The sequence below is a fragment of the Streptomyces sp. TG1A-8 genome, assembly GCF_030499535.1.
In the GTDB taxonomy this organism is placed as follows: Bacteria; Actinomycetota; Actinomycetes; order Streptomycetales; family Streptomycetaceae; genus Streptomyces.
On the sequence record NZ_JASTLB010000001.1, the window covers coordinates 6,384,552 to 6,398,318 of the forward strand.

Genomic DNA, 13,767 nt, shown 5'->3' on the forward strand with positions numbered 1-13,767 from the left:
GCACTGTGGTGCGAGGTCGGGCAAAGGCCCTCGAGAGTTCCGTGTGACGTCCTGACTGGGTGATGCCATGAAATCCTCCCCCGACCGCCCGGTCGCACCGCCCCGCCTCGTCATCGAGCAGTCCGTGGTCGAGGGGCTGTCCGCCGAGGGTGCCCTGCTCCTGCGCATGTCCGGCAGCCCGGACCCGTACCGCGCCGAGGAGTGGTGCGAGGAACTGCGCGGCCACCTGGAGCGGGCCGACCGCGCCGGACTGCGGCCCGTCCTGGACATGGCCCACGTGCAGCTGGGCGGCGCCGCCGCCCTGCGCACCCTCGGCGAGACCGCCCGCTCGCGCGCCGGCCGTCCGGACCTGATCGTGGTCCGCGCCCGCCCGGGTGTCCGCGAGGCGGTGCACCTCGCGGGTCTGGACGGCGTACGGCTGTACGCCACCCTCGAGGAGGCGCTGCAGGAGCTGGCCCGCGCCGCCGCCCCGGTGGAGGACCTGCCCGCCTGGCGGTCGCAGATCGCGGACCAGCTGAGCCCGTCCTACGAGGACCTGCACAAGGAGGTCCGCGCCCTGCGCGCGCGGGTGCGCACCGCTCCGGTGATCGGCATGGCCCAGGGCACCCTCATGACCCGCTACGGCCTGCCCGACTCCGGCACCGCCTTCCGCGTGCTGCGCGAGACCTCGCAGCGGTTCAACGTGCCGCTGCGCGTCCTGGTGTCCGCGGTGGTCGCGGCCCGGCCGCCGGACGGCGAGGTGTGGTTCCCGGGACGGCGTCCGCTGCCCGTGCCGCCGTTGAGGTTCCTCCTCCGCGGCGGCACGGACCCGCGCTGCCGCCGCCGGATGACCGACGCCGTGCTGCACGGGGCGCTGGCCGCCGGCCGGGCCGCCGCGGGGTACGTGCGGTTCGTCGACCCCGCGGTGGACGCCTTGGTGCTGGAGACGCACCACGGCTGTGCGGAGACGTTCCTGGACCACCTCGTCCGCGGCGGCCGGGAGGAGGGAACGGCGGACGCCGCCGCCCGGACCGAGCGCCGCCAAGTGAGCGTGCCGGACGTGCGCGCCACCCCGCTGCTGACCGACGACAGCCGGCGCGTCCTGCTGGCCGCGGGCGTCCGGGCGCTGCAGAGCATCCCCGTCGTCTCCCCGGCCGGGCCCTGCACCGGCGTGATCACCCTGCACTGGCCAGACGCCGGGCACCGGCCGAGCGCCGAACGGGCCGGCGCGCTCGGCCTGCTGGCCGGTGACACGGCGGTCTGGCTGAGCTGGTACCACCGCTCGGTCCTCCTCGACGCCCTGGAGCACGTCCACCGGACGCTGACCCGGCCCGGACCCGGCACCCGCCGGTGTGCGCCGCCCGGCGTCACCGGGGAACCCGGACCGCGCACGCAGGACGCGCCACCGGCGACAGCCGGGCGCATGTCCGATCCGCAGCAGCCCGGACGGCGGCGCGGTGACAAGGGGGGCGCCACCCCGCAGGGCAGCGGCGAGCTCAGGACCGGCCGGCCCGCCGGCGGCACGGGCGGACGCCCCCGCGGCCAGGACAGGGGCGGCAGGGGCGGGGGAGGGGGCGGCGGGGTTCCGCAGGCCCAGTGGCCCGGCCACCCCTGATCCGCTGCGGAGCGGGCCGGCCCCGGGCATCCGCGGGACCGGCACGGCCGGGGACCCTCCCGGAGCCGGAGCCGGAGCCGGAGCCGGAGCCGGAGCCGGAGCCGGAGCCGTCCCGGAGCGGATGCCCGCCGAGCGGAGTGCCGTGGGCGACGCGAGGCGGCGGGCCAACGTGGCGCACGTTGTTCGTGCTCGTCGGGGAGTGGATGCGCGTACCGGCTGCCAAGGCGGAACGAGCCGTTCGGACGGGGCGGGGCCCACCGGCCCACCGGTCCGCAGTCGCTCTCCGTCCAATTCAGTGGGCGCCCAGTCCGCCGCCGCCGAACGAGCCGCTCGACCCCTTGTCCCAGCGCGGGCGCTCCTTGGAGTCGGTGGGCCTGGAGCGCATGTTGGTCAGTTCGTGCGGCAGGAGCGCGCGACCGCCCTTGGGAACACGGGGGATCTCCGCCGACTCCCGGTTCTGCCGCTCCTCGCGCACGGCGCCCTCGGGCGGCAGCTGCGTCTGCTCGTCGGCCCGCGGCCGGGGAGGCTCGCGGTACTTGACGCGGGAGTTCATCCACATGCCGCCGGCGAGCAGCGCCAGCACGGCCGCGGCCACCACGAAGAGGGCGAGACTCATGAGGCCGCTCGCCGCGGCCATCTGCATCGTTGCGGTGCTCATGCACCCCGGATACCCGCTCGAAAATAAGCAAATCAGGCATTTCGGGTTGCCGGGTGCGCGCACACGGCGACAGGACCCGCTCGCAGGCCCCCCCGTCGCCCCCGACGGGTTTGCCGCCCGCCGCCCCGGCTACCCGCCCGGTGTGACACCGCCGACTTCGCAACAGCAGCTCTACCAGTTCCTGGAGGACCGGTTCACGTGCGCCCAGGCGTGCACGGAGTGCGCCCGGGCCTGTGCGGTACGCGCGAGCCTGGTGGACCCGGACGGTACCGAGTGCCAGGAACGCGCGCGCCGGCTGGGCATCATGTGCGCGGAGGTCTGCGACGCGACCTGCCGCATGCTGTCCGAGCAGAACCGCCAGGACGAGGAGGCGATAAGGATCCAGTTGGAGTGGTGCCGCTCGGTCTGCCTGGAGTGTGCGCACGCCTTCGACGCGCAGCCCGGGGCCGAATCGGCCGCCGCGGCCTGCCGGGCCTGCGCCGCGGCCTGCACCGACTTCATGGCGACCTTGAACTGAGCCCCGGCGGGCGGGGCGCCGGCGCGCCGCGGCGGCCCGGTCCGCCGCCCCGCCCGGCACGCCCCTGGCGCGGTGGATCAGCGCGTGTTACGAAGGGCCATGCCTGTCAACGAGGGAACCCGGACCTACGACGTCGTCGTCGTCGGCGGTGGTCACAACGGCTTGGTGGCCGCCGCCTACCTGGCGCGGGCAGGCCGCTCGGTGCTGGTGCTGGAACGCCTCGGCCACACCGGCGGCGCCGCCGTCTCCACCCGCCCCTTCACCGGTGTGGACGCCCGCCTGTCGCGCTACTCCTACCTGGTCAGCCTGTTGCCCGCGAAGATCGTCCGCGACCTCGGGCTCGACTTCCGCGTCCGTGAGCGGACCATCTCGTCGTACACCCCGGCGGAACGGGGCGGACGGCCCACCGGGCTGCTCGTCGGCGGCGGGCGCCGGCGCACCCGGGAGGCGTTCGCCCGGCTGACCGGCGGCGACGCCGAGTACACGGCCTGGCAGCGCTTCTACGCCATGACCGGCCAGGTCGCCCGGCGCGTCTTCCCGACCCTCACCGAGCCGCTGCCGACCCGCGGGGAACTGCGCCGCCGCGTCGACGACGAGACCGCCTGGCGGGCCCTGTTCGAGGAGCCGATCGGCGTCGCCATCGAGGAGCACTTCGCCGACGACCTCGTCCGGGGGGTCGTCCTCACCGACGCGCTCATCGGCACCTTCGCCGACGCCCACGACCCCTCCCTCGCACAGAACCGCTGCTTCCTCTACCACGTCATCGGCGGCGGCACCGGAGCCTGGGACGTGCCCGTCGGCGGCATGGGCGCCCTCACCGACGCCCTCGGCGGCGCCGCACGCGCGGCGGGGGCCGTCCTCGCGACCGGACACGAGGCGGTCCGGATCGACACCGACGGACACCACGCCGAGGTCACCTACCGCACGACCGACGGCGAGGGCGTCGCCGCCGCCCGGCACGTCCTGGTGAACGCCTCCCCCCGGGAACTGGCCGCGCTGACCGGGGACCCGACCCCCGAGCCCGCCGAGGGCGCCCAGTTCAAGGTCAACATGCTGCTGAAGCGGCTGCCCAGGCTCCGCGACCCCTCCGTCGACCCCCGCGAGGCCTTCGCCGGCACCTTCCACGTCGCCGAGGGCTACCGGCAGCTGGCCGCCGCCCACGCCCAGGCCGCGGCGGGGGAACCACCCGCCGCACCGCCGTCCGAGATCTACTGCCACTCCCTGACCGACCCCACCATCCTCGGCCCCGGCCTCGCCGGGCGCGGCTACCAGACGCTGACCCTCTTCGGTCTGCACACCCCCGCCCGGCTCTTCGCGCGGGACCACGACGCCGTGCGCGAGGAACTGCTGGGGTCCACCCTCGCCCAGCTCGACGCCCACCTCGCCGAACCCCTCGCCGACTGCCTGGCCACCGACGCCGACGGCCGCCCCTGCATCGAGGCGAAGACCCCGCTCGACCTCGAACGCGACCTGCGCCTGCCGGGCGGCAACATCTTCCACCGCGCCCTGTCCTGGCCCCACGCGCAGGACGGCACCGGACGCTGGGGCGTGGAGACCCGGCACCCCAACGTCCTGCTGTGCGGAGCGGGCGCGGTACGCGGGGGAGGGGTGAGCGGGGTGCCCGGACACAACGCGGCGATGGCCGTGCTGGAGGCCTGAGGGGCGTCTTCCGGAACGGGCCGCCGGGTCCTTGACCCCTCCCGCCCGGCCGGTCGAGGATCGGCTCCCATGAGACAGGGACACGGCAGCACGGTCGACGGGGTACTGCGGCGCAGCGCCCGGCGCACCCCGGCGCGGATCGCGCTGGAGTACGGCGGGCGCACCTGGACGTACGGGGAACTGGACGACGCCGTGTCCCGGGCGGCCACCGTGCTGCTCGCCCAGGGCCTGGTCCCCGGCGACCGGGTCGGCGCCTACGGCCACAACTCCGACGCCTACCTCATCGCCTTCCTCGCCTGCGCCCGCGCCGGCCTCGTGCACGTGCCCGTCAACCAGAACCTGACCGGCGACGACCTCGCCCACATCATCGGCCAGTCGGGCAGCGCGCTCGTCCTGACCGACCCCGGTCTGGCCGGACGGCTGCCGGCCGGGCCGCGGTCCCTGGCACTGCGGGACGCCGACGGCTCGCTGCTCGCCCGGCTGGCCGGCGCACCGCCGTACGACGGGCCCGAACCGCGCACCGAGGACCTGGTGCAGCTGCTCTACACCTCCGGCACCACCGCCCTGCCCAAGGGCGCGATGATGACCCACCGGGCCCTGGTGCACGCGTACCTGAGCGCGATCACCGCGCTCGACCTCAGCGCCGGCGACCGCCCGGTGCACGCGCTGCCGCTCTACCACTCGGCCCAGATGCACGTCTTCCTGCTGCCCTACCTGGCGGTCGGCGCGACGAACACGGTCCTGGACGCGCCGGACGGGAACCGGTTGTTCGACCTGGTCGAGGCGGGGCGCGCGGACAGCCTGTTCGCGCCGCCCACCGTGTGGATCGCCCTGGCCAACCGGCCCGACTTCGCCGACCGCGACCTCGGCGGCCTGCGCAAGGCCTACTACGGCGCCTCGGTCATGCCGGTGCCGGTGCTGCGACGGCTGCGCGAACGCCTGCCGGGCCTGGCCTTCTACAACTGCTTCGGGCAGAGCGAGATCGGCCCGCTCGCCCTCGTGCTCGGCCCCGACGAGCACGAGGGCCGGCTGGACTCCTGCGGCCGGCCCGTGCTGTTCGTGGACGCCCGCGTGGTGGACGACCGGGGCGAGGACGTCCCCGACGGCACACCCGGTGAAATCGTGTACCGCTCACCGCAGTTGTGCGAGGGATACTGGGACAGGCCCGAGGAGACCGCCGAGGCCTTCCGGAACGGCTGGTTCCACTCCGGGGACCTCGCGGTCCGCGACGCGGAGGGCTACTTCACGATCGTCGACCGGGTCAAGGACGTCATCAACTCCGGCGGCGTGCTGGTGGCCTCGCGCCAGGTCGAGGACGCCCTGTACACCCACGAGCGCGTCGCCGAGGCCGCCGTGATCGGACTGCCCGACGAACGGTGGATCGAGGCGGTCACCGCGGTCGTGGTCCCGCGCGGCGAGGTGTCGGAGGAACAGCTCATCACCCACGTGCGGCAGAGGCTGGCGCCCTTCAAGGCACCCAAGCGCGTGCTGTTCGTGGCCGAACTCCCCCGCAACGCCAGTGGCAAGATCCTCAAGCGGGAACTGCGCGACCGCTTCCGCGGCTAGTGCTGCGAACCTTTCCGGCCACGGTACCGGCCGCGCCGTCCGGGGCGCCCCGGTACGTCGTCCGTGACGGCGGCGCGCTCACCGGCGGGTCCCGCCCCGCCGGGAGGAACCCCGTCCTTCCCCGCGCCGGGCGGAGGCTTCCGCCGGACCGCGGGGAGGCCCTTCCCGCGCGGCCTGTCCGCCGTCGGGGCCGGTCGCTAGGCTGGCCGCGGACGACGAACCGGGAGGAGCACGGACGTGGCCGAGACCACCACCCAGCAGAAGCCGCTCGCGGGCTGGGACAAGCCGGAGCTGGACCTCAGCGAGGCCGAGTGGCAGTCCAGCAGCCGAGGTCTGGGGGATGTCCAGATCGCCTTCGTCGAGGGCTTCATCGCGATGCGCAACAGCGACCGCCCGGAGAGTCCCTCGCTGATCTTCACGCCCGCGGAGTGGGGGGCGTTCGTCTCCGGCGCGCGCGAGGGGGACTTCGACCTGACCTGAGCGAGGAGTGCCCCGATCCGGCTTTCCGGGCACACGAGCGCCGGGGCCCGGACCGAGCGGGACCGGCCCCCGGGCGGCGTACCGCCGCACGGGACGCCGCGCGCCCGGTCGTCGTGCCCCCGCCCGCCCGCCGGACCCGGTCGCCCGGGCCGTCCTGCCGCACGCGGCGAGCCGGGCGACGGCCGTGCGGCCCGCGCCACCGGGAGGGGGTGCCTCTATGTCTTTCGTCAAGCGAGGCGTGGGGTTCTGGGTTCGTAGAAGGTGCCGTCGCGGAGCATGGCGAACAGCACGCTGGTGCGGTGGCGGGCCAGTCGGAGAAGCGCCTGGGTGTGGGTCTTTCCGCGGGCCCGGCATCGGTCGTAGTAGGTGCGGGAGGCGGGATCGTGCAGGGCGGCGAACGCGGACAGGAACATCGCGCGTTTGAGTTGCCGGTTGCCGCCTCTGGGTGCGTGTTCGCCGTGGATCGAGGTCCCGGACGACTTGGTCGTCGGGGCGAGGCCGGCGTAGGAAGCCAGGTGAGCGGCGGTGGGGAAGCTGGACCCGTCGCCGACGGTGACCAGCAGCGTGGCGGCGGTCCTGACCGCGACCCCGGGAATCGAGGTCAGGACCGGGGAAAGAGGGTGAGCCTCCAGCAGCTGTCCGATCTGCGCTTCCAGGGCTCGTCGCTGTTCGTGGACGGCCGCGAGGGAACGGGCCAGGGACGGGATCACGATGTCGAGGGTGCCAGTGCCCGGGACCACGACGGTCTGCTCGTCGAGCGCGTCGAAGACCTCGTCGATCAGCCGGGCGGCCATGCGCGGGGCCTTGGGCCGGATCACCTCAACGAGCCTGTGGCGACCGGCCTTTCGCAGCGCGGTGGGGGATCCATAGCGTTCCAGCAGCCAGGTCACGGCCTGGTGGTCCAGGCGTGGGCCAAGGACGCGTTCCAGGCTGGGGTGGAACTGGGTGAGCAGGCCGCGTATCCGGTTGGAGGTGCGGGTTGCCTCGGCGGCGAGGTCCTGGTCGAAGCCGACCAGCACGGTCAGCTCGGCGGTGATCTCGTCGGTCAACTGGAGCGAGCGCAGGGTGTGCGGCATGGTCCGTGCGGCGTCCGCGATCACCGCGGCGTCCTTCGCGTCGGTCTTCGCCTCGCCCGGGTAGAGATCGGCGATCCGCCGCATCGAGAGTCCGGGCAGGTAGGCGACCTTGCAGCCGGCGTCCCGGGCGACGGTCAAGGGCAGGGCTCCGATGGAAGCGGGCTGGTCCACGATGACCAGCACGGTGCCGAACTTCGCGGCCAGCTTGTCGAAGACAGCCCGCAGCTTCGGCTCGCTGTTGGGCAGCTGCTTGTCGAAGACTTTCTTGCCGGCCGGGGTGAGACCGTGCCCGTGATGGGCGCTCTTGCCGACGTCCAAGCCAAGGAAGACGCCCACGTCGTCGATGTCGTCCAACCCATCCTCCGGAACGGGGTTCGTGCGGTGCTGGCCAGGGCGTTGGCGTCGTATGCGCGCATCCACGTTATGCAGACCTGCCGCCTGCAAGCGGCCGGGCATTGCGCCAGGCCAGGCGGTAGTCGGACCTCTCATCAGCGTCTCCAACGGCGCCTCTCGGGCCCGGTGACACCACCCCCCAGGTCATCCGTTCGACAGGGGGAACAGTCATGCCGGGCCCGGAAGCCAGCGGCCCTCTTGCAGGACCGCGAAGAACATAACGGGGGGGGGGTGCCTCTATGTCTTTCGTCAAGCGAGGCGTGGGGTTCTGGGTTCGTAGAAGGTGCCGTCGCGGAGCATGGCGAACAGCACGCTGGTGCGGTGGCGGGCCAGTCGGAGAAGCGCCTGGGTGTGGGTCTTTCCGCGGGCCCGGCATCGGTCGTAGTAGGTGCGGGAGGCGGGATCGTGCAGGGCGGCGAACGCGGACAGGAACATCGCGCGTTTGAGTTGCCGGTTGCCGCCTCTGGGTGCGTGTTCGCCGTGGATCGAGGTCCCGGACGACTTGGTCGTCGGGGCGAGGCCGGCGTAGGAAGCCAGGTGAGCGGCGGTGGGGAAGCTGGACCCGTCGCCGACGGTGACCAGCAGCGTGGCGGCGGTCCTGACCGCGACCCCGGGAATCGAGGTCAGGACCGGGGAAAGAGGGTGAGCCTCCAGCAGCTGTCCGATCTGCGCTTCCAGGGCTCGTCGCTGTTCGTGGACGGCCGCGAGGGAACGGGCCAGGGACGGGATCACGATGTCGAGGGTGCCGGTGCCCGGGACCACGACGGTCTGCTCGTCGAGCGCGTCGAAGACCTCGTCGATCAGCCGGGCGGCCATGCGCGGGGCCTTGGGCCGGATCACCTCAACGAGCCTGTGGCGACCGGCCTTTCGCAGCGCGGTGGGGGATCCATAGCGTTCCAGCAGCCAGGTCACGGCCTGGTGGTCCAGGCGTGGGCCAAGGACGCGTTCCAGGCTGGGGTGGAACTGGGTGAGCAGGCCGCGTATCCGGTTGGAGGTGCGGGTTGCCTCGGCGGCGAGGTCCTGGTCGAAGCCGACCAGCACGGTCAGCTCGGCGGTGATCTCGTCGGTCAACTGGAGCGAGCGCAGGGTGTGCGGCATGGTCCGTGCGGCGTCCGCGATCACCGCGGCGTCCTTCGCGTCGGTCTTCGCCTCGCCCGGGTAGAGATCGGCGATCCGCCGCATCGAGAGTCCGGGCAGGTAGGCGACCTTGCAGCCGGCGTCCCGGGCGACGGTCAAGGGCAGGGCTCCGATGGAAGCGGGCTGGTCCACGATGACCAGCACGGTGCCGAACTTCGCGGCCAGCTTGTCGAAGACAGCCCGCAGCTTCGGCTCGCTGTTGGGCAGCTGCTTGTCGAAGACTTTCTTGCCGGCCGGGGTGAGACCGTGCCCGTGATGGGCGCTCTTGCCGACGTCCAAGCCAAGGAAGACGCCCACGTCGTCGATGTCGTCCAACCCATCCTCCGGAACGGGGTTCGTGCGGTGCTGGCCAGGGCGTTGGCGTCGTATGCGCGCATCCACGTTATGCAGACCTGCCGCCTGCAAGCGGCCGGGCATTGCGCCAGGCCAGGCGGTAGTCGGACCTCTCATCAGCGTCTCCAACGGCGCCTCTCGGGCCCGGTGACACCACCCCCCAGGTCATCCGTTCGACAGGGGGGAACAGTCATGCCGGGCCCGGAAGCCAGCGGCCCTCTTGCAGGACCGCGAAGAACATAACGGGGGGACGCGCCCCGGCGTCCGCCCGGTGCGCGCCGCGGCGGAGGCGGGTGAACGGGCGCCGTCGACCGGGCGCCCGCACGTCCTCGACCCCGGGCGGGCACGTACCATGGCCGCATGTCGTTCCTCCGCCGCCGCAGTGCCACCCCCGCCGGACCCGATTTCGACGTGCTGGCCATGGACCCGGGCGACTGGCCGGGCAACCTCGGCGCGGGCCTGCTGCCCGCCCCCGACGGCACCTGCCAGGGTGTCTTCCTGCGCTACGACCTCTTCGGCGGCCGCGGCCCCGCCATGATCATCGGCAACCTCCCCGAGGGCTCCCCGGCCCGCGACGTCGCCGAGGACGAGATCCCCTTCGAGGTGGGCCAGCTGCTGCTGGCGCTGGAGAACGACGAGGAGGTCACCGTCGTCGGTACCGAGGACACCCCGGTCCTGCAGGGCGACAACCTGCTGGTCGTGCGCCGGCTGAAGCTCTCCGAAAGCCGGATCTCCTGCGTCCAGTTCGACCGCAGCGACGGCGTCCTGGTGACCATCGCCGCCTGGGACCGGCCCATCACCGACGACCTGTACGCCCTGCTGAAGCCGCTCCCGGCGGAACTGTTCCAGCAGGGCTGAGCACCGGCGGCTAGCGGGCGGCCCGTCCCTCCACCCGGACGTCCGCGGCACGGACGAACGCCACCCGGTGGCCGTACTGGATCTCGTAGTACAGGTCCTCGCCGACCACGACCCGGTGCGAGTCGGGCGTGAAGGTGACGGCGTAGTAGTACTCGCCCGGCAGCGCGTCACCGACCACGTACTTCTGCCCGGCCGGGAGGGTGTACGGCAGCGGCACCACCGACTGCGCCGGGACGTCCGCCGGGTAGGCGTCCTTCTCCGGGTAGGCCCGGCCGTACACCGGGACGCTCGCGAGCCCGTCCTTCGGGGTGGCGACGAGACCGGAGGCCCGCACCGCCGTCGGCTGCTCGTGCGGGTTCTGGAACCAGGCCTTCTGCCCCAGGTACCAGATCGCCGTCCAGTCGCCCCAGCGGTCCGCGACCACGTACTGCTGGCCGGTGGAGACCCGCGAGGACAGGTCGTTGACCCCGTCGCTGGGCACCGTGCCCAGCCCGGCGTCCCCGATCAACGGCGCCGTGACGTCGTGGTCGGAGTACAGGCGCACCTCGCCGGAACCGTGCGCCGGGCACGGCTCGCCCTTGGCGGTGCAGCCCGTGTACACCGGCTGGTTCGAGGCGTAGTCCGGCAGGATCGTCACCAGCCCGGAGCTCTTGCCGCCCGTGCGCTTGAACGGGTGGCCGAGCAGCTGGAAGTAGTGCCGCCAGTCCCAGTACGGGCCCGGGTCCGTGTGCATGCCCGGGACGGTGGACGCGGTCGGGCCGGGCACGTTGTCGTGGCCCAGGACGTGCTGCCGGTCCAGCGGGATGCCGTAGCGCCCGGCCAGGTACCTCACCAGCCGTGCCGAGGACCGGTACATCGCCTCCGTGTACCAGGCGTCCGGACTCGTGAGGAAGCCCTCGTGCTCGATGCCGATGGACCGGGCGTTGATGTCCCAGTTGCCCGCGTGCCAGGCCACGTCCTTCGCCTTGACGTGCTGGGCGATCAGACCGTCGGTGGAGCGGACGGTGTAGTTCCACGACACGTACGTAGGGTCCTGGACCAGGTTCAGGACCCCGTCCCAGGCGCCCTCCGTGTCGTGGATGACGATGTACTTGATGCTCTGCGAGACCGGACGGTCGCCGGTGTCGTGGTTGCCGTAGTCGTTGTCCCCGAACTCCGCGTACGGCGCCGGGACCCACTCGCAGGACACCGAATCCGGGCATTCGGCGCCGTCCTCGGCGATCGTGCGCAGACCGGTCCGGCGGAGCTGCGCGGTGTCGGCGGACACACCGGGCCGGGCCGCCAGCGAGACCAGCTGGCCGTCGTCCGTGGTGCGCTCCTCACCCGTGCGCAGCACGTCGTACACGTCGTTCGCGTACACCGCCGCGGTCGCGGTGTCCTCCGCGCCGGAGAAGCGGGCCACCGCCCCGTACCAGTCGGCCGGGTCGGCGCTGAGCGGCTCGCCCAGGTCCTTCTGCGCGGCGGCGAGCAGGGCGGCGCCGCCGGCCACGTTCGCCGCCGGGTCGGTGCGCAGCCGGGCCGTCGGCAGACCGGTCAGTTCGGCCGCCCTGGGCAGTGTCCTTAGGCGGGCCGGCGGCTTCGTGCCCGCGGGCACCTCGGCGTCCGGGTGCAGCGCCGCCCGCGCGCCGTCCCCGCGCGCGTCCTCGTCGCCCTCGGCGAAGTGCTCGGTGGTGGCGAGCGCGGTGCGCGCGTCGGTCAGGTGCATCGGGCCGTAACCACCGGTCACGCTCGGTGCGCCGGCGTGCACGTCCCAGCGGGACTGGAGGTAGGAGACGGCCAGCAGGACACTCTGCGGCACGTGGTACTCCGCGGCCGCGGAGGCGAACGCGTGCTGGAGCCGGTCGGTGGGGGACGCGGCGGCGCTGTGGGAAGGGGCCGCGCCCAGCAGCGGGAGCAGCAGCACGGCGGAGCAGACGGCGACCGCCGTGCGGCGCGCGCGTCTGCCGCCGGGAGCGGGCGTGGGGTCGGTGGCGGATCCTCGCAATGCGGCCTCCTGGGACGGACGGGCGTGGCGGGGCGGGGCGTGCGGAGCCGAGTGTGGGTGTCAGTGGTACCGGCTGGCCGACGTCCCGTCAATCATGCCTGGAGGAAGGGGTTTTACCTTGTCATAAGGGGGCCCGGGAGTTTCGTGGCGGTGGTGGCCGGGCCTGCGGGGCGTCAGTGGCGTACACCAGTGGCCCGCCGGATGCCCCGTGCCCGACGGCTCCGCGGCGTGCCGCCACCCGGGCGCACCGCGGAGCCGTGGCCCCCGGGATCAGCGCGTGCCGACCGCCGCGCGCACGGCCCCACGGGCCAGCTGGCAGTCGTCGTGCAACCGCCGGAGCAGCAACCGCTGTTCCTCGCCGGACGGCGCGGCACCCCGGTGGGCGGTGCCCGGCACCGTCGGCGCCGCGTCGTGCATCGAACGCTGCACGGCCGTCTCGTAGGTACGGATCTCCCGGGTGAGCAGCAGCATCAGGTTCACCAGGAAGGCGTCCCGGGCCGCCGGGCCCGCCCCCTGGGCGAGCTGGCTGATCTGCCGCCGGGCCGCCGGCGCCTCCCCGAGGACCAGCCACAGCGTCGCCAGGTCGTACCCCGGCAGGTACCAGCCGGCGTGCTCCCAGTCCACCAGCACCGGGCCGGCCGGTGACACGAGGATGTTCGACAGCAGGGCGTCCCCGTGGCAGAACTGCAGCGTGCCGCCCTGGCGGCCCGCCGTGTGCGCGATGCCGTGCAGCAGCTTCTGCAGGTCCCCCAGGTCCCGGTCGGTCAGCAGGCCCAGCTCGTGGAACCGGGAGATGCGGGCCGCGTAGTCCAGCGGTACGTCGAAGGTGCCCGCCGGGGGCCGCCAGGCGTTCAGCCGGCACACCGCGCCGAGCACCGCCCGCAGGTCCGCCCCGGGCGGAGCGTCCAGCGGATGCCGCTGCAGCGCGCCCACCCGGCCCGGCACGCGCTCGATCACCAGGGTGCAGGTCTCCGGGTCCGCCGCGATCAGTCTCGGCACCCGGACCGGCGGCCGGTGCCGGACGAACGAGCGGTATGCCGCTATTTCGTGGCGGAGCCGCTCGGCCCGGACCGGCGAGTGGTCCAGGAGGCACTTGGCCACGGCCGTGCTGCGCCCCGTCGTCCCGACGAGGAGGACGGACCGCGCGCTGCGGCGCAGCACCTGCACCGGAGCGAACTCCGGGCAGATCCGGTGCACCGCGGCGATCGCGGCACGTAACCGAGTCCCCAAGGGGCCGGAGAGGTCGAGTCTCCCGCTGAGCTGGTGGGCGCCGGGCTGCCCCGGGACCCGCCGTGGGCGTCCCGCGACCGGCACGGGAACGCCCGGCCGCGCCGCGGGGTCGAGGTACGGCCCGCCGCCCGCGGTGCGGGAACGCAGCGGCCGGGGCGGAGCGGACACGGAGGACGATGCTGCGTACATGGGAGATCCAGATCCCTTCGCGTTCCTGCGGTGCATGCCTGTGAGTCCGTGCTCCGAGGAGCCTGCGCCCACCCGGCCCGGCCGCCCGGGCAC

The 13,767-nt window shown here is 73.5% G+C and carries 11 protein-coding genes; 6 read left to right on the plus strand and 5 right to left on the minus strand.

The features are described 5' to 3' along the window. Positions 1-67: 67 nt before the first annotated feature. Entirely contained in the window at positions 68-1,594 is a 1,527-nt protein-coding gene (locus QQY24_RS28255; protein WP_301975541.1) for an ANTAR domain-containing protein, read from the plus strand. Between the two features lie 292 nt (positions 1,595-1,886). Here the strand turns inward: QQY24_RS28255 and QQY24_RS28260 are convergent, their stop codons facing one another. Then, a complete protein-coding gene (locus QQY24_RS28260; RefSeq protein ID WP_301975542.1) occupies positions 1,887-2,252 on the minus strand; it encodes a DUF6479 family protein in 366 nt (121 codons plus the stop codon). A gap of 142 nt (positions 2,253-2,394) precedes the next feature. On the opposite strand from QQY24_RS28260, the gene QQY24_RS28265 reads away from it, so the two are divergent. From QQY24_RS28265 to QQY24_RS28280, 4 genes are all read left to right on the plus strand, one after another. Further along, positions 2,395-2,769, plus strand: a complete 375-nt coding sequence (locus QQY24_RS28265; protein WP_301975543.1) for a ferredoxin — start codon at positions 2,395-2,397, stop codon at positions 2,767-2,769. A gap of 99 nt (positions 2,770-2,868) precedes the next feature. Continuing rightward, positions 2,869-4,428: an NAD(P)/FAD-dependent oxidoreductase gene (locus QQY24_RS28270; RefSeq protein WP_301975544.1), complete on the plus strand. Its 1,560-nt coding sequence runs from the start codon at positions 2,869-2,871 to the stop codon at positions 4,426-4,428. Between the two features lie 69 nt (positions 4,429-4,497). Further along, positions 4,498-5,994 (plus strand): acyl-CoA synthetase, encoded by a 1,497-nt coding sequence (locus QQY24_RS28275; protein ID WP_301975545.1) that lies wholly within the window; start codon positions 4,498-4,500, stop codon positions 5,992-5,994. 237 nt (positions 5,995-6,231) lie between these two features. Beyond that, the gene (locus QQY24_RS28280) at positions 6,232-6,474 is read left to right on the plus strand and encodes a DUF397 domain-containing protein (protein WP_301975546.1); all 243 of its coding nucleotides are present in this window, start codon (positions 6,232-6,234) and stop codon (positions 6,472-6,474) included. A 227-nt stretch (positions 6,475-6,701) separates the two neighbouring features. On the opposite strand, the gene QQY24_RS28285 is transcribed toward QQY24_RS28280, so the two are convergent. Both QQY24_RS28285 and QQY24_RS28290 read right to left on the minus strand, forming a co-directional pair. After that, positions 6,702-7,904 (minus strand): IS110 family transposase, encoded by a 1,203-nt coding sequence (locus QQY24_RS28285; protein ID WP_301970849.1) that lies wholly within the window; start codon positions 7,902-7,904, stop codon positions 6,702-6,704. Positions 7,905-8,192: 288 nt separating this feature from the next. Beyond that, positions 8,193-9,395, minus strand: a complete 1,203-nt coding sequence (locus QQY24_RS28290) for an IS110 family transposase (protein ID WP_301970849.1) — start codon at positions 9,393-9,395, stop codon at positions 8,193-8,195. Between the two features lie 378 nt (positions 9,396-9,773). Here QQY24_RS28290 and QQY24_RS28295 point away from each other — a divergent pair, with 378 nt between their 5' ends. Beyond that, a complete protein-coding gene (locus tag QQY24_RS28295) occupies positions 9,774-10,271 on the plus strand; it encodes a hypothetical protein (protein ID WP_301975547.1) in 498 nt (165 codons plus the stop codon). Positions 10,272-10,281: 10 nt separating this feature from the next. Here QQY24_RS28295 and QQY24_RS28300 read toward each other — a convergent pair whose 3' ends face one another. Together QQY24_RS28300 and QQY24_RS28305 are read right to left on the minus strand one after the other, a co-directional pair. Continuing rightward, positions 10,282-12,255 carry an N-acetylmuramoyl-L-alanine amidase gene (locus QQY24_RS28300; protein ID WP_301975548.1) on the minus strand — a complete coding sequence of 658 codons (1,974 nt, stop codon included), beginning with the start codon at positions 12,253-12,255 and terminating at the stop codon, positions 10,282-10,284. A 270-nt stretch (positions 12,256-12,525) separates the two neighbouring features. Beyond that, complete coding sequence (locus QQY24_RS28305) at positions 12,526-13,674, minus strand: aminoglycoside phosphotransferase family protein (RefSeq protein WP_301975549.1); 1,149 nt, start codon at positions 13,672-13,674, stop codon at positions 12,526-12,528. Positions 13,675-13,767 lie beyond the last annotated feature (93 nt).

Coding starts and splice junctions, on each gene's coding strand:
- QQY24_RS28255 (WP_301975541.1), top strand. CDS start 68: ATGAAATCCTCCCCCGACCGCCCGGTCGCACCGCCCCGCCTCGTCATC.
- QQY24_RS28260 (WP_301975542.1), bottom strand. CDS start 2,252: ATGAGCACCGCAACGATGCAGATGGCCGCGGCGAGCGGCCTCATGAGT.
- QQY24_RS28270 (WP_301975544.1), top strand. CDS start 2,869: ATGCCTGTCAACGAGGGAACCCGGACCTACGACGTCGTCGTCGTCGGC.
- QQY24_RS28275 (WP_301975545.1), top strand. CDS start 4,498: ATGAGACAGGGACACGGCAGCACGGTCGACGGGGTACTGCGGCGCAGC.
- QQY24_RS28295 (WP_301975547.1), top strand. CDS start 9,774: ATGTCGTTCCTCCGCCGCCGCAGTGCCACCCCCGCCGGACCCGATTTC.
- QQY24_RS28305 (WP_301975549.1), bottom strand. CDS start 13,674: ATGTACGCAGCATCGTCCTCCGTGTCCGCTCCGCCCCGGCCGCTGCGT.